Genomic DNA, 22,966 nt, shown 5'->3' with positions numbered 1-22,966 from the left:
CGTTAAAATCTACAGTAAATGATTGATAGACTTACCATTGATAGAATCTATGAGCGTGCCGATATAGTTGAGGTCATTGGCGAGTTTGTTTCGTTGAAAAAACGTGGGGCGAACTATCTTGGCAGTTGTCCTTTTCACAATGAACGCACACCATCTTTTACTGTATCGCCCGCGAAGAGTATCTTTAAATGTTTTGGTTGTGGGAAGTCGGGAAATGTTGTGGGTTTTGTTATGGAGCACGAAAACATGACTTATGTCGAGGCACTGAAGTTTTTGGCAAAAAAATATCATATCGAGATTGAGGAGACCGAACCCGATCCCGAGCAGATTATCCAAAAAAACAAACGTGAAGCCCAACAAGTGTTGATAAGCTTTGCAAACGATTGGTTTAAAGAGCAGTTGCACAAAACTCAAGAGGGGCAAAATATAGGATTTAGTTATTTTCGCGAACGCGGATTTACGGACGTTATTATAGAGCGTTTTCAGTTGGGATACAGCCCATCAGATCGTAGAGCCTTTTCGCAAGCCGCACTAAAAAAGGGATTTAAAGCTGATGTTTTAACTGAAAGTGGTATGTCGATTGAGAGAAATGGTACCCTTTACGACCGCTTTTATGACAGAGTAATATTTCCCATTCAGGGAATAACGGGGCAAACAATTGGCTTTGGTGGGCGTACTATGCAAAAGGAGAGCAACATAGCCAAATATTTAAATTCGCCTGAAACAGTTTTATATCAAAAAAGTAAAGTACTGTATGGTATCTACCAGTCCCGCAGAGCGATAACTCAAAACGACTCCTGTTTTCTTGTCGAGGGATATACCGATGTTTTAAGTATGCACCAGTGTGGAGTAGAAAACGTAGTAGCCTCGTCAGGAACATCGTTAACTACCGAACAGATACGCCTTATTAGACGTTTTACGCAAAATCTGACAGTCCTTTACGATGGCGATAGTGCAGGGATTAAGGCTTCGTTGCGCGGTATTGACATGATTCTTACCGAAGGGTTAAACGTTAAAGTGTGTCTTTTGCCCGATGGAGAAGACCCTGACTCGTTTGCGCGCAAAAACAGCGCAAGTGCGTTTGTTGATTACATAAACAAGAATGAAACCGACTTTATCCGCTTTAAAGTTAAGTTGATGCTTGATGATGCCAAAGGCGATCCTATTAAAAAAGCGTCGATGGTCAATGATATAGTGCAATCAATATCGTGTATTCCAAATATGATTACGCGTAGTGTTTATATTCAGGAGTGTAGCCGTATGTTGGATATTTCCGAAGATGTTTTACACAGTGCTACGAATAAAATCATAAAAAAGCGCGACCAAAAGGAATTTCTTAAGGCTCAGAGCGAAAGTCAAATAAAACCCGATGAGGCTGTTTCAGCAGAAACATCTGATGTTGGAAAAATGGGAAAAACCAGCTCCGTATACAATGAGATTGCCGTAACAGAAATTGAATTAATTCGTTTTATGCTCGAATATGGCGAGCGTGATGTTTTTACAGTTGAATCTGATATTGAGTCGAAAAGCCAGACCTATATTACTGTAGCTGAGTTTATTGTTGAAGAGCTTGAACGTGACGATATGGTGCCGCTCGACAGTACTTTAGCAAAAATTTTCTCCATTTATAGCGATTCGTTAAAGAAGAATGTGCCACTCTCGCGATACTACTTTACCCATAATCCAGAAATAGAGATTTCAATAAAAGCCTCTGAAATACTAGCACCCGGACACACTCTTTCAAAAATATGGGAGCGAGACACAATAAATCCAGTTGCCGAAGAGCTACAGCTTGCAAAAGCAATTCACAAAATCACAAACGAGTATAAGTGGCGAAGACTTAAACGATTACAAAAGGAATTGTCTAAAAAATTAAAAGACCCCAATATTCAAGAAGAGGAGCTTGCAATAGTTTTTGATAAACTGAACAGAATAAATCAGATTAAAAAGCAACTATCATCAGAATATGGCTCACGTTCAATATTCTAAGGCGGTATCTTTAAACTTGGGCTAAATCCCATAAACATGTGTCAATCTGTTCCACGACTTAAAAGTCGTGGCAATTGATGATAATCAATTGATTAATTGTTAATTGCACATTGTTCATTGCTAATTGCTTATGGCATATTAGCGTAACGCTCTAATTGCTTAATATTTAGTAGTTTTATTTTTCTACCACAAAGTTCAATAAGTCTATCGCTCTTGAAATCAGACAGTTGTCTTATTACCGACTCTGTTGCAGTCCCAACAATATTCGATAACTCTTCGCGTGTAAGCGTAATGCGTAAAAAACCATCTGTGTCATTTCCGAACGAAGATTGAAGTACTAAAAGTGCCTCTGCCAATCTCTCTTTAACAGTTTTCTGTGCAATATCTGTAATTATGTTGTTTGCCTCTCCAAGCTCTTTGCATACCAATTTTAGCATTGCAAGGCTAAAAGCATGATTTTGTTGTATAAGCTTGTGAATAACGTCAGAAGGAATAAAACAGAGTGAAGCATCTTCGTGAACTTGTGCGGTTGTGCAAAATGGTTCTGCTGCTATAACTGAACGATAACCAATAATATCTCCTTTTTTTGCTAAAATTATTATCTGTTTTTTCCCTTCAATTCCGGTTTTGTATAATTTGACAACTCCAGAATATATACAGTAACAACCTGTTGCCCTATTTCCTTCGTGAAACACATAATCGCCACGATGGTAAAACTGACAACTTTTATCATAATTAAGTGTCTCTAACTGCTCGTTGGTGAGATGTCTGAATAGACTACTCATGTCAGAAACACATTCATTGCACGAAGGGATCTTTGGTTTCTGTTTTATCATAGTACGGCTAGTGTGGAGAAATTAGTATGGCTTACAAATATAAATAAAATGTCCGAAATGGAGTTTATTAATTCTCTATTTCGGACACAAGACAACAAATTATTAGTTGTGTTTCAAATATTTACCAGGAACTTGAGCCTGCAAGATCTTTTCGTGGATTAACACATAAAATAGGCACTTTAGCGTTGTTGGCAATTATGGATTGCTCACTTGCTCCAAAAACGTAGTCGGTAAAGCCAATGTTTTTAGTCGTCATCACTAAGATTAAATCGGCGTTAATATCTATTGCAAAATCAACCAACTGTGTTTCAAAATTACCTTTCGATTTTGCAGTATGTATTTCATATTCAATGCCATACTTTGACAAAAACTTATCTGCAAATAGTAAGTTTGAGTTTATCTTTTTCAAATGTAGCTGATCCTCAACAAGTTCTTTAAATATGTGAATTTTTAAAGTAAAATATTGAGCGAGGTTTATAGCCCAAACTAGCTTTTCTTTGTTTTCTGCTCTAAAGTCTACTGGAAACACAATGTCGGTAAGTTTCTTTTCTGAAGGCATGTCTTGCACTACAATAAATGGGACTGTTGAGCTGGCGATAACTTTCAAAGCCCAGCTGCCAGTTATTTTTTGCATGCCTCTCATACCATGAGTTCCCATTACCACCATGTTAATATCATTTTTGCTGTCAGAGGTAAATTGTCCGATACTTCTAAATATATCGCCAACTACAATCTGGGTAAGTGGCATGATGTTGTAATTTTGGTTAATTTTTTCTGCTGCTTCTTGTAATCTCTGCTCAGCATCAGCACGTTCCGACTCTCTTTTTACAATATGTAATAGCAGCACATTACAATTTAAGTGTTTAGCCAATTTAACGGCGTGTGCCGCAGCATATTCGGACATTTCTGTGAAATCCCAGGTGACAGCTATATTTTTTCCGTTCAGCATATTATGTGGTTTTTTGGTTTGTCTTGAGCCAAATATAAGAAATTTATGTTATGATACAAGATGTTTTTGACTTATAATTTGTTATTATTGACCAGTATATCCTTTCATTATGCCACGTTTCGAGTTTCTTACAAACATAATTATTTCGTCACGTTCTTTAGATGCGGCTAATTCAGTTTCTATATATTCTACTGCGTCTGAGTAATTTAACCCTCTCATGAATAATATTCTGTAAATATCTTGTATTTCTTGAATGGTTTCATTGCTAAAATTGCGTCTGCGCAGTCCAATAGAGTTTACTCCACAATACGAAATAGGCAAACGAGCAGCCTTTACGTATGGAGGAATATCTTTGCCAACTAATGAACCTCCTGCAAGAATTGAATGTGCTCCTATATGAACAAATTGATGAATAGCAGATGCTCCTCCAATAATTGCAAAATCGTCTACAATAACTTCGCCTCCAAAAAGAGAGGAATTTGCAACTACAACATTGTTGCCTATTATACAATCGTGTCCAACGTGTGCGCATGCCATAAGTAGAACATTGTTTCCTATAACGGTTTTGCCTTTTGCTGCAGTACCTCTGTTTACTGTAACAGCTTCTCTAAGAGTTGTGTTATCTCCTATTTCTACTGTGGTATATTCTCCTGCGAATTTTAAATCTTGAGGAATAGCTCCGACAACAGCTCCCGGAAACACTTTGCAATTATTTCCTATTCTTGAACCACTAAAAACAGTTGCATGAGGTCCAATCCAACAGTTATCGCCAATTACAACATCTGCATCAATATATGCGAAAGGATCTATTTTTACATTAGACCCAATTTTTGCTTCCTTATGTACACAGGCTAAATTGCTGATCATATGTCCTTGATTTAATCGTGTGCAAATTAATAAAAATTCAAATACTATGAATGTTTTTTATGATAATTATTTTACTTTTACAATTTGTGCAGTCATAAATGCCTCTGATACCATAGTATTACCAACAAAAGTACGTCCCGACATTATTACTATTCCCCTTCTTATAGGTTCGGCTAATCGTAATTCAAATACTAAAACATCACCAGGCACCACTTTTTTCTTGAACTTGACTCCGTCAATTTTTAGAAAATAAGTCGCATAATTTTCCGGATCGGGAACGGTACTGAGCGCTAAAATCCCACCGGTTTGCGCCATAGCTTCGATTTGCAACACTCCAGGCATAACTGGCTCGTCTGGGAAGTGACCAACAAAGAATGGTTCGTTCATAGTCACATTTTTAATTCCAATAACGTGAGTATCACTTATTTCCATTATCTTGTCAACAAGTAAGAATGGAGGACGATGTGGTAATGTCTCTTTTATCCTGTTGATATCATAAATCGGTTCAGCTAATGGATCGTATTTTGGAGGAAGTGGATTGTTCCTTAAATCTCTGATTTTTTTACGCAAGATTTTTGCAAGTTCTGTATTGCTCATATGTCCCGGGCAAACAGCCGTAACCCTGCCTTTTAACGGCATTCCGCAAAGTGCTAAATCTCCAATAACGTCTAGAAGTTTGTGTCTTGCTGGTTCGTTGTGGAAACGTAGCTCTAAATTGTTCAAAATTCCCTCAGGTTTAACCTCTATTGCCGGTTTATTGAATAATTTGGCAAGATGCTGAACCTGTTCTTTTGTTACCGGATGTTCGACAATAACAATCGCATTGTCCCAGTCTCCACCTTTTATCAGGTTATTTTTGAACAGAGCCTCTAATTCGTGAAAGAATACAAATGTACGGCAAGGTGCTATTTCGGTTTCAAATTTATTTATATCGGTTAATCGAGCGTATTGATTGCCAAGAACTTTACTATTATAGTCAATCATTACGTCAATCGTAAAATCATCGGCAGGCTCTATCTTTATTTCAATCCCTTTTTCAGGAACAGAGTAAGTTACAGTTTCATTTATGGCATAATACTCTTTATCCAACTCTTGCTCAACCAATCCTGCTTTTTTTATTGCATTTACCCAAGGTAATGCACTGCCATCTAAGATTGGCACTTCGTTACCATCTACTTCAATCCTTGCATTGTCAACCTGCATGCCATATAGGGCAGCCAAAAGATGCTCCATTGTCATAATTTTGTGGTCATTTCTTTGCAGGGTTGTACAACGTTCAGAGGTTGCTACAAATTCAGCTAAAGCAGGAATCTCAGGCTCTCCTTCTACGTTGGTTAATACAAATTTGTATCCATAATTTTCAGGTGCTGGATGTACCGTAACTTTGTTTGTGGAACCTGTGTGAAGACCAATGCCTTCTATTGTAAAAGACTGTTTAAGAGTAATTTGTTTTTTTGTCATAGTTTTTAAAAAGTTTTGCTTTAATCCTACAAAGATAATTATTGTATTTGAAAAACAATGTTGCTTCCTTTAAAACGTGGTAAATATCAATTAATCAGCTAACTTTGTTGAAGAATGTTTTTTGTTCAACTAATATTTTTATTAAATTGATAGTCAGAGCTGTAGTTGTCGTAGTGGTTTTGCTGTTTTCCATAAGAGGTGTGGCACAACAGCAAATTGATACTGTTTCGGTTGATCAAACAGAAAGCTCTGTTTTTAAGTTCACAGACATATCTATTGTCGAAACTTTTAAAACGGGAATAGACGTGGTTACAAGTCCTTTTCAAAAATGGGATAACACCAAAATATACAATACTATTTTGTTATTTGGGTCAGCATCGTTTTCATATTTTTTTATAGATGAAATTTGCAAAGACTTTATAGATGATAATATTTCTGAATCAGGAAAGAGATTCGGAAAAACAGTGAGCGAATTTGGCAATCCTGTTTTTGTAGGATCAACTGTTTTAGGATTGGGAGCGGCAGGGTTGATATCGAAAAATAGTCAACTAAGTAGAACAACGTATTTGTCAGCGCACTCTTTTATAATTTCAATGACATTATGCTATGTAACCAAGCATTTAAGCGGTCGATTGCGACCAGATTATTCTACCAACAACGATATGTGGTATGGACCAAATTGGCAGGAGAATCATAAACGTTCTTTTTATTCGGGTCATACAACTGCGCTTTTCTCGGTTGCGACAGTTTTTGCTTTAGAGTATAAGGATGTTTCTTGGGTTCCTCCGGTATTATACCTGTTCGCAGGTTCAATAAGCGTTTCGAGAATTATCGCCGGTGACCATTGGATGTCAGACGTTGTTTTTGCAGCAGGGATTTCACATCTAGTGGCAAGAAAAGTTGTGAACAGATACCACAAGTCAGAGGGAAAATATACGGTTGTCCCATTTTTTTCTAATAAAGAGATGGGGCTAATCGTAAAATTTTAGAAAAGGCACTATTTTTTAGGTTGCTTTTTTATAAATCCCTATTTTTACAGAAAACAAGAACTGAAAATTATGACACAGAAATTTATTGAAACAGCAGATTTTATCAAATCAAAAATCAAAAATCTTCCCGAAGTGGGAATAATTCTAGGAAGTGGACTGGGAAACCTCGGAAATAAAATTGATGCAGAGGTGAAAATCCCGTACACCGATATTCCAAATTTTCCTATATCAACTGTAGAAGGACATAGCGGTCAATTGGTTATTGGAAAGTTGGGAAATAAACAGGTGCTTGCAATGCAAGGTCGTTTCCACTACTACGAGGGATACAACATGCATCAGGTAACATTTCCTATTCGAGTAATGAAATTTTTAGGTATCAAGACCCTTATTGTGTCGAATGCCGCAGGCGGATTAAACCGAGATTTTAAGGCTGGCGACATTATGATAATAAAAGATCATATCAATTTTTTTCCTGAAAATCCTTTGCGAGGTAAAAACTATGATCACCTAGGACCGCGATTCCCAGATATGAGTAAACCATATTCGCAAAGATTGATAAAACTTGCACTCGAAATCGCAAAAGAGAACTCAATACTTGTTCAACAAGGGGTTTATATTGGCTCGTCAGGTCCCACATTAGAAACAGCTTCGGAGTACAACATGTTTCGCATTTGGGGAGCCGATGCTACAGGAATGTCAACAGTACCAGAGGTTATTGTGGCAACTCATATGGGAATTGAGGTTTTTGGTATGTCGGTTATTGCAAATACTGATAAACCCACAGATGCTGAAAAAGGGACTACCCACGATGAAGTTCAAGATGTGGCAGGTTCTGTTGAGCCGTACATGACAAAAATAATTACTGGGCTTATAAACAGGATGTAGAATTTTGTTTTTCGAGATAAAATGTTAAATTTTATCTCAAAATATTGACCTGGGAGGGTTGTTTCTAAAAACATCTGTTTTCTTTAAAAATTACCAAAAATTAACACTATATTTGTAGGGCTTTAATAAAAAACTCATTACAAAGTAATTTAACTATAACAATATATACGTTTTATTATGGATAAAGATCAAATACGTGAGGTGATTGCTCGCCGTGCAGCGCTTGAGCTAAAAGACGGTTATTTGGTAAATTTAGGCATTGGATTACCAACCATGGTACCTGATTATATACCGGAAGGAGTTAACGTGATTTTGCAAAGTGAGAACGGTCTTATAGGAGTGGGAGCCTCCCCAGAACCTGGTAAAGAGGATAAAAACTTGACGAATGCCGGAGGTGGACATGTAACTCTTGAAAGAGGTGCATCATGCTTCGACAGCGCAACCTCTTTTGGAATTATACGAGGGGGACATGTTGATGTAACCATACTCGGAGCTTTACAAGTTGACGAAAAAGGCGACTTAGCCAACTGGATGATTCCCGGTAAACTTACTCCCGGAATGGGTGGTGCAATGGATTTACTTATGGGCGCAAAGAAAGTAATATTAGCAATGGAACATACTGCTAAGGGAAGACATAAAATTATGAAAAAATGTACATTGCCTTTGACAGCAGTCGGACGGGTAAATATGATAATTACCGAGATGGGTGTTAAAATAATCACTCCTGAAGGAATAATGCTGGTAGAAATTAATCCTAAGTTCACTGTTGAGGAAGTTCAGGCAGCCACTGAAGCTAAATTAATTATTTCAAAAGATTTAAAAACCATACAACAATAATATTATTATGAGCAAAGTATTTATAGTAGCTGCCAAACGAACAGCAGTTGGCAGATTTCTCGGAACAGTAGCAAACGTATCAGCAGCAGATCTTGCAGCGGTTGTAATCAAGGACATCATCAAGGAGACAAAAATTGACCCAGCCGTAATCGATGAGGTTGTCGTGGGAAATATTCTCATGGCAGGACAAAAACAAGGGATTGCACGTCAAGCATCTATCAAAGCTGGAATACCACAAGAAGTTCCCGCTTATGGAATAAATATGATTTGCGGAAGCGGCATGAAATCAATTATTAACGCCGTAGCAAGTATAAAAGCAGGAGACGCAAATCTTATTTTGGCAGGAGGAACAGAATCGATGTCAGACGCAGGATTTGTTATACCTGCAGCTGTTAGAAATGGTCAAAAAATGGGCGATATTACAGTTTTAGACCACATGGTCACAGACGGACTTACAGATGCTTTCCAAGGTTATCATATGGGAATTACAGCAGAAAATATAGCAGAAAAGTATAATCTTTCACGTGAGGCGCAAGACGAATTTGCCTTCGCTTCGCAACAAAAAGCTATTGCTGCAATAGATGCAGGACGCTTTAAAGGAGAGATAGTTCCGGTTGAAGTTGTCACCCGAAAAGAGACAATCGTTTTCGATACTGACGAACATGTTAATCGAACAACAAATCTTGAAAAATTAGGAAAATTACGTCCAGCATTCAAAAAAGATGGTACTGTTACCGCTGGCAACGCTTCAGGACTTAATGATGGAGCATCGTTTGTGCTTGTAGCGTCCGAAGAGGCTGTGTCGAAGTATAAATTAACTCCACTTGTTGAAATTGTTGCAACAGGACAAGGAGCAGTCGATCCGGCAATTATGGGAATGGGACCAGTTCCAGCTATTGCTAACGTACTGAAAAAAGCTAATATGAAGCTTACCGATATGGAGGTGGTGGAACTCAACGAAGCTTTTGCAGCACAATCACTTGGAGTTATTACACAACTTTGTAAAGATCATAACGTTACACGTGACTGGTTCGACAAAGTATGTAACGTCAATGGTGGAGCAATTGCTTTAGGACACCCAATTGGAGCATCAGGCAATAGAATTACAGTTAGCTTAATATATGAAATGAAGCGAAGCAATAAAAAATATGGCTTGGCATCTCTGTGTATTGGCGGTGGTATGGGAACAGCAGTTATTTTAAAAAATGTTTAGTTACACAATAGATTAAATACAAAAGTTATGATTAAGCAAGGAGATAAATATTCACATAAAATTAGCTTTACGCAGGATGATGTTGTGAAATTTGCTGAAGTTACAGGAGATTTCAATCCAATCCACTTAGATAAAGATTATGCTGCAAAAACAATGTTCAAAAAACCTATTGTACATGGATTTCTTTCAGGCGCAGTGTTTTCTAAAGTGTTCGGCACACTTTTCCCGGGTGAAGGGACAATTTATCTTTCACAAGAGATGAAATTTACTGCTCCGGTTTTAGTAGGAGTTCAATATGAGGCACGTTTTGAAGTAACTGAAGTGAATACTGAAAAACATATCGGTACAATTAGCTGTTCTTTGGTTGATGCCGAAGAAAAGCCTTGTATTGTTGGCGTAGCTAAGCTAAAAAATGATGCACAATTTGTGTAATCCAAATTAGCAATGAAACTGATTTTTTGTTGAGAATATCCGAGTTTTAATTAAACTGAAAAAATTACAGACAAATGAAAAGATTAGAAAATAAAGTAGCTATAATAACAGGAGGAGCAGCAGGTATAGGTGCAGCCACAGCAACAAGGTTTGCTGCCGAAGGTGCAATAACAATAATTTGGGATTTAGATGAAGCGCGTGGCAAGGAATTATCAGCCAAGCTTAACAGCAAAGGGCAGAAAGCAGAATTTGCAAAAGTAAATACCGCAAACTTTTCCGAGATTGAAAAAGCAGCTAAAGCAGTAGTTGAGAAGCACGGTAAAATTGATATTTTAATCAATAACGCAGGTATTACACGCGATAGCTCTCTCAAAAAAATGACCCCCGAACTTTGGCAACAAGTTATTGATGTTAACCTTTCAGGTGTTTTCTATTGTACCAAAATTATTTCAGACTATATGGTCGAAAAAAACTATGGTCGAATTTTAAATGCTTCATCGGTAGTGGCATTGTACGGTAATTTCGGACAAACAAACTACGTTGCAGCAAAATCGGGACTTATTGGTATGACCAAAACATGGGCGCGTGAGCTAGGACGTAAAGGAGTTACAGTTAATGCTGTTGCACCGGGATTTATAGCAACTGAAATGGTTGCTAAAATGCCAGAAAATGTATTGGACGGAATGAAAGCTAAAGTTCCATCGGGACGGTTAGGCTTGCCGGAAGAGATTGCATCAGCGTATCTTTTCCTTGCTTCCGATGAGGCTGCATATATCAACGGAGCTGTATTAAGCGTTGATGGAGGAATGACCATTTAAAAATTGTTTAGAATATCTATTATGAGTAAAAAAATTATTTCAGTCGATGAAGCTGCCGCAATGGTAAAAGATGGCATGACAGTCATGTTTGGTGGCTTTATGGCAGTTGGAAGTCCGGTGAGCATTATTGATAAATTAGTAGAACGCAAAGTGAAAAATCTTACAATTATTTGTAATGATACCGCATTCCCGGACAAAGGTGTGGGACTTTTGATTGCAAACAAGCAAGTTAAAAAAGTTATCGCATCGCATATTGGAACAAATCCAAGTACCATTGAGCAATATAACAACAAAGAGATAGAAATTGAGTTTAATCCACAAGGAACATTGGTTGAGCGTATCAGGTGTGCTGGAGCAGGTTTAGGTGGTGTTCTTACTCCGATTGGAATAGGTACTGTTGTTGAAGAAAATAAGACCAAAATCAATGTTGATGGTCGCGATTACCTATTAGAAAAACCGCTGCGAGCAGACGTGGCATTGTTAGGTGCTAATGTTTCTGATAAAATTGGAAACTTGCTTTATAAAGGCTCATCACAAAACTTTAATCCAATAATGGCTACAGCAGCCGACATTGTAATTGCTGAGGCAGAAGAGATTGTTGAGATTGGTGAGATAGCTCCTGAAAGCGTTAGAACACAGTCAATATTTGTGGATTACATTGTTAAACAAATTAAATAAAATATATTATGAAGAACAAGGCAATTATCAGAGTAAGAATGAGCTCGCAAGATGCTCACTATGGTGGAGGTTTGGTTGACGGCGCAAAAATGCTACAACTATTTGGTGATGTAGCAACCGAACTATTAATCAGACGCGATGGCGATGAAGGTCTTTTTGTTGCATACGACAAGGTAGAGTTTTTAGCTCCTGTTCATGCCGGCGATTTTATAGAAGCCACTGGAGAGATAACAAGTGAGGGAAACTCATCACGGAAAATGACATTCGAAGCGCGTAAAGTTATTGTTCCACGCACAGATATTTCTGCTTCGGCAGCAGATTTTTTAGATGAACCTATTGTTGTTTGTCGTGCAAGTGGTACATGTGTTGTACCAAAAAATTGCCAACGTAAATAAAACTATTTGATTATGAGTAATAAATTAATTATAACAGCAGCAATTTGTGGTGCTGAAGTCACCAAAGAGATGAACCCTGCTGTACCTTATACGGTTAAAGAGATTGTTAGAGAAGCAAAGTCAGCTGTTGATGCTGGTGCTGCAATTGTACACCTACATGTTCGTCATGACGACGGAACTCCAACACAAGATAAAGCTCGTTTTAAAGAAAATATTGACGCTATTTTAAAAGAGTGTCCTGAAGTGATACTTATTCCTTCCACAGGTGGTGCAGTAGGAATGTCAGCCGAAGCACGTCTGCAACCAACTGAGTTGCCAATTGAAATGGCTACTCTCGATTGCGGAACTTGTAACTTTGGTGATGAGGTGTTTGAAAACACAATTCCAATGATGCGAGCTTTCGGAAAACGAATGATAGAAAATGGAATTAAACCGGAATACGAATGTTTTGAAATGGGACATTTGGAAACAATCCTACATTTGGTAAGAAAAGGTGAAGCACCAGGTGCTCCATTGCATTTTAATTTTGTCCTTGGTGTTCCGGGCTGTGCAAGCGCAAGTATCAATAACTTGGCTTGGATGGTAAATGCAATTCCAACAGGTTCAACATGGTGCGCTACAGGCGTAGGTCGTCACGAGTTTCCATTGGCAGCACACGCAATTGCTATGGGCGGACACGTAAGAGTGGGATTTGAGGACAATCTTTATTTAGATAGAGGCGTTTTAGCTAAATCAAACGGCGAACTGGTTTCAAGAGTTGTCAGAATAGCAAAAGAGCTGGGAAGACCAATTGCAACATCGGCTGAAGCACGAGAAATATTGGGATTAAAAAAAAGATAAAATAAAAACAATTTAACAGAATAAAACTCACGTGTAAGCCTCAATTTGTACACAACAAAAAGAACTAACATGTGAGTTTTATTTGATTATAACAACACAATAATATATCATATAATGAAAAAAGGAAACAAATACGGTATTCACAGAGTAATTGAACCCAAAGGAGTTCTACCGCAACCAGCAAACAAAATCGATAACAATATGGATGAGATTTACGACAACGAAATTCTCATCGACGTACAAACATTAAACATAGATTCGGCATCGTTTACTGACATTAAAGCTCGTGCAAACAATGACCACAAGAAAATAGCCGAAATAATGCACGAAATTGTTGACAAACAAGGAAAACATCGTAATCCTTGGACAGGTTCGGGTGGAATGCTTTTGGGCACAGTCGAAAAAATTGGCGATGCTCTAAAAGGCAAAACAGACCTTAAAGTTGGCGATAAAATTGCAACTTTAGTTTCACTATCGCTTACACCGCTTCGTATTGATAAAATCAAAGAGATTCGCCCCGATGTTGACCAAGTGGACATTGACGGTAAAGCTATTCTGTTTGAAAGTGGTATCTATGCAAAAATACCTTCCGATTTACCCGAAAAGCTTGCTCTTTCTGCACTTGACGTTGCAGGTGCTCCGGCACAAACAGCTAAACTTTGCAAACCCGGTGATACTGTGCTTATAATAGGTGCAGGTGGAAAATCTGGAATGTTGTGCTGCTATGAAGCTAAAAAACGCGTTGGCGTTACAGGTAAAGTTATTGGTATGACTCACAGTCAAAGAAGTACCGACAGACTTCTAAGCCTTAACATTTGCGACCACGTTTTTGCTGCTGACGCAACTATGCCGGTGCCTATTCTTGAAAAAATGGAAGAGCTTACCAACGGACAAATGGCAGACGTTACAATTAACAACGTAAATATCCCCGACACCGAAATGACAAGCATTCTTTGTACAAAAGATACAGGTATTGTTTACTTTTTCTCAATGGCTACAAGCTTTACCAAAGCTGCATTGGGAGCAGAGGGCGTAGGTAGCGATGTTACAATGATTGTTGGCAACGGATATACCAAAGGTCACGCAGAGATAACATTACAGATATTGCGCGAAAGCGAAGTAATACGAAATATTTTTAATGAGCTATATGCTTAAATCAATGAACAATCAACAATTAACAATTAACAATGAGCAATTACGAGTTACGAATTATGAATTAATTGGGATGTTATTTATCAATAGCAACGACTTTTAAGTCGTTGGTTCGTGTGTTTACACACGTGTTTTGGGCTTTAGCCCAATCTTAATGTTTCTTAATTTCTTAATGGTTTATTGTTCATTACACATTGCTAATTGTTAATTGATAAAAACTTTTAACTAAATAATTTATCATGGTCAAGATAGAAAACAAAAGTAGGCGTAAGGAGCTGTTCCCAAATGTTCCGGATAACGAATGGAACGATTGGAAATGGCAAGTTCGCAACCGCATCGAGACGCTTGATGAGCTAAAAAAATACATCAACTTAACAAAAGAAGAGGAGGAGGGAGTTCGCAAATCATTGCAAACCCTACGTATGGCAATCACGCCGTACTATCTTTCGCTTATTGATAAAGACAATCCAAATTGTCCCGTGCGAAAACAGGCAATCCCTTCTATTCAAGAAACATATCAATCACCGGCTGATTTGTTAGACCCATTACATGAGGATGAAGACTCGCCGGTTCCGGGATTAACACACCGCTATCCCGACAGAGTTCTGTTTTTGATAACAGACATGTGTTCAATGTATTGCAGACACTGTACTCGCAGACGTTTTGCAGGACAAAAAGATGCCGAGACATCGCAGGATAATGTCGATAAAGGAATAGAGTATATTGCAAAACACCCAGAAGTGCGTGACGTACTTCTCTCAGGTGGAGATGCTCTGTTGGTTTCCGACAAACGACTTGAAAACATTATCAAACGTTTGCGAGAAATTCCGCATGTCGAGATTATTCGTATCGGAACCCGTACACCTGTTGTGCTGCCACAACGTATTACAGAGGATTTGGTAAATATGCTTAAAAAACACCACCCTGTTTGGTTAAATACTCACTTTAATCACTCTAACGAAGTAACACCCGAAAGTGCCTTGGCATGTGAACGCTTAGCAGATGCAGGTGTTCCACTTGGAAATCAATCAGTTCTGTTGCGAGGGGTGAATGATTGTACAACTGTTATGAAACAGCTTGTCCATGATTTGGTAAAAATCAGAGTAAGACCATATTATATTTATCAGTGCGACTTGTCGATGGGTCTAGAACATTTTAGAACACCTGTTTCTAAAGGTATCGAGATTATTGAGAGTTTGCGTGGTCATACCTCGGGCTTTGCTGTGCCAACATTCGTTGTTGACGCTCCGGGCGGTGGAGGAAAGATTCCGGTTATGCCGCAATATTTGATTTCGCAAGCGCCAGGAAAAGTTGTTCTCCGAAACTTTGAGGGAGTAATAGCCTCTTACACAGAGCCTACAGAATATAGTAGCACTTGTAAGTGTTACGATACCAAGGGAGCATCAAAAGAAGATGGTGTTGCAGGCTTGATGCATGGCAACAACATATCCATTGAACCAGAGAAACTAGCTCGAAAATCAAGAGGTCTGAGTAAATAACTTTTACACTGGAACGCATTACTCTCAAAATCGTAAATTGTTTTTGGGTAATGCGTTTCGTTTTTTAATAAAATAAATATGCCGTTTATTAACGATATCGCAACTTTTAAAAGTCTTTCGATTGTCGGGCTTGAGAAAAATACAGGCAAAACCGAATGTCTTAATTATATTTTGGGCAGATTGAAAGACTCGGAAAAGAGAATTGCTTTAACATCAATAGGCATTGATGGTGAAAGTAAAGATATCGTTACCAATACACCTAAACCAGAAATTAAAATAGGGAAAGGCACGATTTTCATTTCTGCCGAAAAACACTATTTACAAAGACGTATCACTTCAGAAATATTAGATGTAAGCAATATCCGCACATCGTTGGGCAGATTAGTGATAGCAAGAGCAATATCAGCTGATAAAGTTCTGCTTTCAGGACCGCCTGATACTCATACACTTAAAGATCTAATATCTGAAATGGATAAATACGGGATAGATTTGACAATTGTCGATGGCGCGTTATCACGTCTAAGTTTGGCATCGCCGGCTGTTACTGAAGGAATGGTTCTTGCTACAGGTGCAGCTCTTTCAGCAAATATTCCAAAGCTTGTAAGGAAAACAAAGTATGTGGTTGATTTGATTGCCTTGCCCGAAGTAGAGCAACCGTTGAAAGATAAATTAGATATGATTGACGAGGGCATTCACGCGATTGATGATGCGGGAGAAATACACGATTTGAATATAAAATCGGTTTTTGTGTTAGAAAAATCAAAAGAGACTATATTTGTCCATGGCAATCGACTGTACGTTGCGGGAGCAGCAAGTAACAATCTTTTTGAATTTTTGCGAATGCAGAAAAACCTGTCAGATATTGAGTTGATAGTTAAAGATTTTACAAAGATATTTGCAACTCCAAATCTGTTTTATTTATTTATAACACGAGGAGGCACAGTAAAGGTTGTACAAAAAACAAATCTTGCGGCGGTTTGTATCAATCCAATATCGCCACAAGGATATAAATTAAATTCGAACGAACTTAGAACGGCGTTGCAAGATGCATTGCAATTGCCTGTTTATGATATAAAAAATCTCAATTAGCAATGAAAAATAACTTTCAACTCAATTAACAATGAAAAAGTTTATTTCAATAATTGGTCTATTAACAGCAATTTTCGGCTTGTCGTTAAACACAGTTTTTGCGCAAAACGACAGCATTTTCATTATGAAAGATGGCAGTGTGATATGGGAATACAAAGTAGCCGATATTGACAGTATTATTTTTTATAGACCCGAAGTAGGAGGTATAGAAACAGGAACTTTTACCGATGCACGCGACAGTACAGTATATAAATGGGTGAGAATCGGTGAGCAGATTTGGATGGCAGAGAACCTAAAGTACTTACCAAGTATAGTTGTTCCTGATACAAGTTCAAATACTGAACCGTGTTACTATGTTTACGGTTATGATAGTACTGATATCGCAGCTGCAAAAGCAACAGAGAATTACATAACCTATGGTGTGCTGTATAACTGGGCAGCAGTTATGAATGGTGCAACAAGTAGTAATACTAATCCCAGTGGCGTGCAAGGTATATGTCCGGCAGGTTGGCATATCCCCAGCGATACTGAGTGGGTACAATTACTCGATTTACTTGGTGGAGAGGCAGTTGCAGGAGGTCCACTTAAAGAAGCAGGAACGGAACATTGGGAAGAGCCAAATACAGGAGCAACAAACAAGACAGGTTTTACTGCAATTCCGGGAGGTCTCTATAATGGATATGGAGACTTTACTATGCTTGGATACTATAATGGTTGGTGGAGTACGACGGCGTTTGATGAAATGTGCTCGTTCGGTTGTGGAGTGTACTTTGATGACAGTGAAGTAACTCATAATTACTGCCCTACGCATTATGCGTTTTCTGTTCGATGCCTTAGAGACAATTAACAATGAACAATGTGCAATTAACAATTAATAGGGTGATTGTTTTATCAATAGCAACGACTTTTAAGTCGTTGGTTGGTAGGTTGACACAAGTTTTGGGCTTTAGCCCAAACTTAATGTTTCTTAATGTCTTAATGGTTCATTGCTCAATAATTGAATATAATGAATATTAAAAACCTTTTTTCGGAGATAAGCGGACTTCGGTATATTGTTGAAAATCTCGACATTAAATCGAAACTCGGGCAGCGTGTTTTGCTTTCAACGAAGTTTATGGTTAATGCAAAAGATGTTGACTATCAGTTAAACCAGATAGACGAAACGATAAATATTTACAAGCAAGGAGATAAAAAATCCGTTTTCGATAAAGCTGAAATCAAACTTGCGCAAATTAGGGATATTGCAGGGACTATAAAAAACATTCAAAAACGCTTAACCCTCAACGATATAGAGCTGTTTGAGGTAAAAAGCTTCGCGCTTTTAGTTTCCGAAATCAAAGAGCTTTTTTCAGATATAGATTTTATACATACCAAAATACCCAACCTCAACGCTGTAATAGAGATTCTTGACCCTGAAAAGTCAAGAACACCATCGTTTTATGTTAGCAATGCCTTTGACCCAAACCTTGGAGCACTGCGCAAGGAGCTAATTAAAGTAGAGTTTTTGTTGGAGAGCCTTGGAGATATAAGTGGAGGCGACTCAGAGCTTTATCAACAGTCGAACGATATAAGAAACCAGATAACTGAATTAGAGGATAAGATTAGAGCAGAACTCTCTGAACAGTTGTTTGCTCACGTCTCGCAGCTTAATGACTCGTTGGCTGCCGTTGCAGATATTGATATACTTATTGCTAAGGCAAAGCAGGTGATTGAGTACAAGTTTGTTAAGCCTGAAATTGCTACTGATGTAACATCATACAAAGGTCTCTTTTTCCCAGAGCTTAAAGATGCTTTAAACAAACAGAACAAGCGTTGTCAACCGATTGATATTGAGCTATTAAACGGCTCGTGTTTGATTACAGGAGCAAATATGGCAGGTAAAACCGTATTGTTGAAAACTTTAGGGTTAAGCCAAGCGATGTGTCAATTCGGCTTTTTCGTGCCTGCCGAGAGTGCCAAGATAGTGTTGGTAAACCAAATAATGTACAGCTTTCACGATAATCAGAGCGTTTTGTCAGGGCTATCCTCTTACGCCGCCGAGATGATGTGCGTAAACGAAATGGTACAGATATCTAAAAAACAGAGCCCATTGCTTTTGTTAATTGATGAGCTTGCAAGGACAACCAATCCAACCGAGGGCAGAGCGATTGTAAGTGCAGTGGCAAACTATTTCAACCAGCTGAATGTCAAAGCAGTAATAACAACTCACTATGGAGGATTGAGTACACAGTGTCGTAAACTTCGTGTCAAAGGATTTGTAGAAGATAGTGATCAATCGCAAGTTACATTACAAAATATTGGCGATTTTATCGACTACTCGCTGATAGAGGATAACGAAACTGATGTCCCGCACGAGGCACTTAGGATTGCTCAAATCCTTGACTTCGACAGTGAGATAATCTCCGAAGCGGCGCGATTGATTGATAATAAATAAGTTAGAAAGTCAGATTAATAATAATATAATATGCAGAACAGTAAATTAGGACTCGATTTTAAACGAGTGGAGTACGCCAGGAGCCTCGCCAGAAATATTGCTGACGATGTTCAAAATTTTGTGGAAAATTATACGACAGTCGCTGTTGAGCGCACATTGTGCCGACTGTTAGGTATTGACGGAATTGACGAAAACGCCGTGCCTCTGCCAAATATCGTGGTCGACTCACTGAAAGATAAAGGTGTTCTCGGACAGGGAGTTATCTTCTATATAGGGAATGCTATTATTGAAACAGGATTGACCCCACAGCAAATAGCAGAGCAGGTTAACGCAGGAAAATTGGATTTGACGACCCTTAAAATTAACCCCCAAGAGAAGATTAATAAGGCACTTGAACCAATTATTACAGAGACGCTCAATCGTATAAAAAAACGCAAAGCACGGCGCGAACACTATTTGGAAACAATTGGCGAAGGAGCGCGACCATACTTATATGTTATCGTAGCCACCGGAAATATCTACGAAGACGTTGTTCAAGCGCAAGCCGCCGCACGTCAAGGTGCTGATATTATTGCAGTTATCCGAACAACAGGGCAAAGTTTGTTGGACTATGTGCCCTACGGCGCTACAACCGAGGGTTTCGGCGGAACTTATGCAACTCAGGAGAACTTCCGCATTATGCGTAAAGCTTTAGACGAGGTTGGTGAAGAGGTCGGTAGATATATTCGCCTATGTAACTATTGTTCAGGTCTTTGTATGCCTGAGATAGCAGCAATGGGAGCCTTAGAGGGTCTTGACGTTATGCTTAACGACGCTCTTTATGGTATCCTCTTCCGCGATATCAATATGCAGCGTACGCTTGTTGACCAGTATTTTTCGAGGATTATTAACGGATACGCCGGAGTTATTATCAATACAGGCGAGGACAACTATCTTACCACTGCTGACGCCTACGATGAGGCACACACGGTGCTCGCATCCGACCTAATTAACGAACAGCTGGCACTTTCAGCAGCATTGCCCGAGGAGCAAATGGGGCTTGGACACGCCTTTGAGATGGATCCGAAACTTGAAAACGGTTTTCTTTACGAACTGGCGCAGGCGCAGATGACTCGCGAGATTTTCCCGAAAGCACCACTTAAATATATGCCACCAACAAAGTTTATGACAGGTAATATTTTCTTAGGGCACGTACAGAACGCTCTTTTCAATCAAATATCAATCTGGACAGGTCAAGGGATACAGCTTTTGGGAATGCTTACCGAGGCTGTTCATACACCGTTTATGTCGGACAGATATCTTGCTATTGAGAACGCCAAATATATTTTCAACAATATGAAAGATCTTGGTAGCGAGGTTGAGTTTAAAGAGGGCGGTATAATCCGCAATAGAGCAAAAGAGGTACTCGAAAATGCTATCAAACTTTTAGAGGTGCTGGAAACAGAAGGTTTGTTTAATGCTTTGGAGCAAGGTAAGTTTGGTGCTGTAAAACGCCCGCGTACAGGTGGTAAAGGACTTGATGGAGTTGTAGAACGAGGTGCAAACTATAGCAACCCGTTTATTGAATTAATGAAGAATAGAAAATAAATCATATAAAATCTGAACAAAAATGAGCGGAGGTTTATATTCAATGGAGGAGCGTACGTTTGACACTACGCTTGATCTTAAAAACATAAAGCCTTATGGCGATACCATGAACGACGGCAAAACGCAACTTAGCTTTACTTTGCCCGTTCCTGCCGGTAACGAGGCTATTGAGGCAGCAAAACTTTTAATGAAAAAAATGGGTTTCGACGAGCCACAAGTGGTATTCTACAAGGAGCTAACCCCAGGATATACTTTCTTCAACTGTTATGGCAAATGCGTGCACACGGTTGATTATACTTCAATACACGTCCCTAAGGTTGAGTCAACAACATGGGATATGGCTGAAACAGACCAATATATAAAAGAGAACATCGGTCGTAAACTTATAGTAATTGGAGCAAGCACAGGCACCGATGCGCACACAGTTGGTATTGACGCCATTATGAACATGAAAGGCTACGCCGGACATTTCGGATTAGAGCGTTACGAGGGTTTTGAAGCGCATAACTTAGGAAGTCAGGTAGCAAACGAGGAGTTTATTGCTAAAGCAATTGAGCTAAAAGCCGATGCACTATTAGTATCTCAAACGGTTACACAAAAAGATGTGCATATACATAATATGGTAGAGTTAGTAGAGATGTTAGAAGCCGAAGGCTTACGAAGCAAGGTAATACTCTGTTGCGGAGGTCCACGCATTTCGCACGAGTTAGCCAAAGAGCTTGGCTACGATGCAGGTTTCGGCATGAACACCTATGCTGATGATGTGGCGTCGTTTATTGCTCAGGAGTTTGTTAAGAGGAGGGGGTAGAAATGTAAAAGTTTATAGAATAAAGAAAGGGGGTTGCTTTATATTGGGTTAGCCCCCTTTTGTTTTGTGTAGTAGTTTTGGGGTAACGGACGGGGGTTTGCGTTCGGGCTGGTTTGCGGGACGAAGTCCTGTCAACACGAGGCGAACGCTGGTGCGGGCGACAAAACTTTAAATTTGCAACTAACCCCGCATGACGCAAAACCCGTGTTAGCACCAGTTATTGTTCAAAATAGTCCAAGTCTAATTTTTTAATTTGATACGTTTCAATTGGTGTCACGCCAACATTATATTCAATCATTAAATTCGCCAAAGTTTCTCCGTCAATAAGAATAACTTTAGGGTCTATTGATTTTACATAGTCAATTGCAGTTTTTGCGAAAGAACTTGTCGTTATGAAAACCCCTTTTTTTGCTCGTTGTCCGTGTAAAGCACCGACAAATTTTTGAATTTCTGGTCGTCCAATATTCGTTTCTTCTTTCCACATTTTTGCCTGTAAGTAAATTACGTCTAAGCCAAGTTTGTCTTCATTTATGATTCCATCAATGCCTTCGTCATTTCTTCTTTTGATAGATTCGCCTGCTTTGTTTCGTGAACCACCATAACCCATTTTTACCATTAGGTCAATAACTAAGTCTTCAAAAAACTGCCAAGTGTTTACACGAATTTTTTCTAAAAGGTCAGAAGCTAATTCACGTTTTATGAACTGGTAACTTTCTTCAAGTCTTTCTAGTGGGGTTTTTGTTTCAATGTTCGTAACAGTTTCAGTTACTGTTGTATCTGTGATTTTTGTACCTTGTTCATTTGTTGAAGTTGTTCCTTCGTTAAATTCTCTAAACTCATCAATAGTTTTTAAGTCGTTGATTGAAATATAGTTGGTAAACTTTTTCAAAAAACTGCGTCCTCTATCAGTTATTTTGAAATGTGAACGCTTTGTATTTTCAATTAGCTTGGCTTTTGAAAAATAACTTTTTGTCCAATAAATACGATTGTCAAATTTTGTCTGTGTCCCGCTTGGAATTCGTTCAGCTTTATCTTCATCTGTCAGAGAAAAATAATGAGTTAAAAACTCGCGTATTTCGTTCAAAGAAATTTCGTTGTGTTCTGAACTATATTTCAAAACGGGATAAAAAAATGATTGAAAGTCAGGTATTGCCATTTTAATATTTTCTATTTATGACTGTTGTTTGGTTCGTTGTTTTAATTGGTGC

Annotated in this window: 22 protein-coding genes; 17 read left to right on the top strand and 5 right to left on the bottom strand. The window is 38.6% G+C overall.

From position 1 onward, the window contains the following. Nucleotides 1-18: 18 nt before the first annotated feature. Nucleotides 19-1,989 (top strand): DNA primase, encoded by a 1,971-nt coding sequence (dnaG, locus tag GX311_06920; protein NLK16110.1) that lies wholly within the window; start codon nucleotides 19-21, stop codon nucleotides 1,987-1,989. Between the two features lie 128 nt (nucleotides 1,990-2,117). Here the strand turns inward: dnaG and GX311_06915 are convergent, their stop codons facing one another. The 4 genes from GX311_06915 to GX311_06900 form a co-directional block, all read right to left on the bottom strand. Beyond that, complete coding sequence (locus GX311_06915; GenBank protein NLK16109.1) at nucleotides 2,118-2,774, bottom strand: Crp/Fnr family transcriptional regulator; 657 nt, start codon at nucleotides 2,772-2,774, stop codon at nucleotides 2,118-2,120. Nucleotides 2,775-2,946: 172 nt separating this feature from the next. Next, the gene (locus GX311_06910; protein NLK16108.1) at nucleotides 2,947-3,774 is read right to left on the bottom strand and encodes a universal stress protein; all 828 of its coding nucleotides are present in this window, start codon (nucleotides 3,772-3,774) and stop codon (nucleotides 2,947-2,949) included. An 84-nt stretch (nucleotides 3,775-3,858) separates the two neighbouring features. Further along, nucleotides 3,859-4,641 carry an acyl-ACP--UDP-N-acetylglucosamine O-acyltransferase gene (lpxA, locus tag GX311_06905; protein ID NLK16107.1) on the bottom strand — a complete coding sequence of 261 codons (783 nt, stop codon included), beginning with the start codon at nucleotides 4,639-4,641 and terminating at the stop codon, nucleotides 3,859-3,861. A 66-nt stretch (nucleotides 4,642-4,707) separates the two neighbouring features. Next, nucleotides 4,708-6,102 carry a bifunctional UDP-3-O-[3-hydroxymyristoyl] N-acetylglucosamine deacetylase/3-hydroxyacyl-ACP dehydratase gene (locus GX311_06900; protein ID NLK16106.1) on the bottom strand — a complete coding sequence of 465 codons (1,395 nt, stop codon included), beginning with the start codon at nucleotides 6,100-6,102 and terminating at the stop codon, nucleotides 4,708-4,710. A gap of 146 nt (nucleotides 6,103-6,248) precedes the next feature. On the opposite strand from GX311_06900, the gene GX311_06895 reads away from it, so the two are divergent. The 16 genes from GX311_06895 to GX311_06820 all read left to right on the top strand — a co-directional run bounded on the left by GX311_06895 (nucleotide 6,249) and on the right by GX311_06820 (nucleotide 21,758). Then, on the top strand, nucleotides 6,249-7,091 hold the full coding sequence (locus tag GX311_06895; GenBank protein ID NLK16105.1) for a phosphatase PAP2 family protein: 843 nt from the start codon (nucleotides 6,249-6,251) through the stop codon (nucleotides 7,089-7,091). Nucleotides 7,092-7,160: 69 nt separating this feature from the next. Continuing rightward, nucleotides 7,161-7,976, top strand: coding sequence for a purine-nucleoside phosphorylase (locus GX311_06890; protein ID NLK16104.1), 816 nt, complete (start codon nucleotides 7,161-7,163; stop codon nucleotides 7,974-7,976). A gap of 177 nt (nucleotides 7,977-8,153) precedes the next feature. Continuing rightward, nucleotides 8,154-8,813 carry a 3-oxoacid CoA-transferase subunit B gene (locus GX311_06885; protein NLK16103.1) on the top strand — a complete coding sequence of 220 codons (660 nt, stop codon included), beginning with the start codon at nucleotides 8,154-8,156 and terminating at the stop codon, nucleotides 8,811-8,813. A gap of 7 nt (nucleotides 8,814-8,820) precedes the next feature. Beyond that, nucleotides 8,821-10,026, top strand: a complete 1,206-nt coding sequence (locus tag GX311_06880; GenBank protein ID NLK16102.1) for an acetyl-CoA C-acetyltransferase — start codon at nucleotides 8,821-8,823, stop codon at nucleotides 10,024-10,026. Between the two features lie 27 nt (nucleotides 10,027-10,053). Beyond that, on the top strand, nucleotides 10,054-10,458 hold the full coding sequence (locus GX311_06875; GenBank protein NLK16101.1) for a MaoC family dehydratase: 405 nt from the start codon (nucleotides 10,054-10,056) through the stop codon (nucleotides 10,456-10,458). 74 nt (nucleotides 10,459-10,532) lie between these two features. Then, nucleotides 10,533-11,276 (top strand): 3-oxoacyl-ACP reductase FabG, encoded by a 744-nt coding sequence (gene fabG / locus GX311_06870; GenBank protein NLK16100.1) that lies wholly within the window; start codon nucleotides 10,533-10,535, stop codon nucleotides 11,274-11,276. A gap of 21 nt (nucleotides 11,277-11,297) precedes the next feature. After that, on the top strand, nucleotides 11,298-11,954 hold the full coding sequence (locus GX311_06865) for a CoA transferase subunit A (protein NLK16099.1): 657 nt from the start codon (nucleotides 11,298-11,300) through the stop codon (nucleotides 11,952-11,954). Between the two features lie 8 nt (nucleotides 11,955-11,962). After that, nucleotides 11,963-12,349: a 3-aminobutyryl-CoA ammonia lyase gene (locus tag GX311_06860; protein NLK16098.1), complete on the top strand. Its 387-nt coding sequence runs from the start codon at nucleotides 11,963-11,965 to the stop codon at nucleotides 12,347-12,349. A 12-nt stretch (nucleotides 12,350-12,361) separates the two neighbouring features. Continuing rightward, complete coding sequence (locus tag GX311_06855; GenBank protein ID NLK16097.1) at nucleotides 12,362-13,189, top strand: 3-keto-5-aminohexanoate cleavage protein; 828 nt, start codon at nucleotides 12,362-12,364, stop codon at nucleotides 13,187-13,189. Nucleotides 13,190-13,303: 114 nt separating this feature from the next. Continuing rightward, a complete protein-coding gene (locus tag GX311_06850) occupies nucleotides 13,304-14,344 on the top strand; it encodes an L-erythro-3,5-diaminohexanoate dehydrogenase (protein NLK16096.1) in 1,041 nt (346 codons plus the stop codon). A gap of 236 nt (nucleotides 14,345-14,580) precedes the next feature. Continuing rightward, on the top strand, nucleotides 14,581-15,840 hold the full coding sequence (ablA, locus tag GX311_06845; GenBank protein ID NLK16095.1) for a lysine 2,3-aminomutase: 1,260 nt from the start codon (nucleotides 14,581-14,583) through the stop codon (nucleotides 15,838-15,840). 78 nt (nucleotides 15,841-15,918) lie between these two features. Then, nucleotides 15,919-16,929, top strand: a complete 1,011-nt coding sequence (locus GX311_06840; GenBank protein ID NLK16094.1) for a hypothetical protein — start codon at nucleotides 15,919-15,921, stop codon at nucleotides 16,927-16,929. Nucleotides 16,930-16,960: 31 nt separating this feature from the next. After that, entirely contained in the window at nucleotides 16,961-17,776 is an 816-nt protein-coding gene (locus GX311_06835; protein NLK16093.1) for a hypothetical protein, read from the top strand. A gap of 159 nt (nucleotides 17,777-17,935) precedes the next feature. Further along, entirely contained in the window at nucleotides 17,936-19,363 is a 1,428-nt protein-coding gene (locus tag GX311_06830) for a DNA mismatch repair protein MutS (protein NLK16092.1), read from the top strand. A gap of 30 nt (nucleotides 19,364-19,393) precedes the next feature. Then, the gene (locus tag GX311_06825; GenBank protein ID NLK16091.1) at nucleotides 19,394-20,950 is read left to right on the top strand and encodes a D-lysine 5,6-aminomutase subunit alpha; all 1,557 of its coding nucleotides are present in this window, start codon (nucleotides 19,394-19,396) and stop codon (nucleotides 20,948-20,950) included. A 22-nt stretch (nucleotides 20,951-20,972) separates the two neighbouring features. Further along, a complete protein-coding gene (locus GX311_06820; GenBank protein NLK16090.1) occupies nucleotides 20,973-21,758 on the top strand; it encodes a hypothetical protein in 786 nt (261 codons plus the stop codon). Between the two features lie 217 nt (nucleotides 21,759-21,975). On the opposite strand, the gene GX311_06815 is transcribed toward GX311_06820, so the two are convergent. After that, entirely contained in the window at nucleotides 21,976-22,914 is a 939-nt protein-coding gene (locus GX311_06815) for a restriction endonuclease (protein NLK16089.1), read from the bottom strand. Nucleotides 22,915-22,966 lie beyond the last annotated feature (52 nt).

The sequence above is a fragment of the Bacteroidales bacterium genome (genome assembly GCA_012519055.1).
Taxonomy (GTDB): domain Bacteria; phylum Bacteroidota; class Bacteroidia; order Bacteroidales; family Salinivirgaceae; genus JAAYQU01.
The sequence above is the reverse complement of the archived record's forward strand: the minus strand, read 5'-3'. Positions and strand labels throughout refer to the sequence as shown.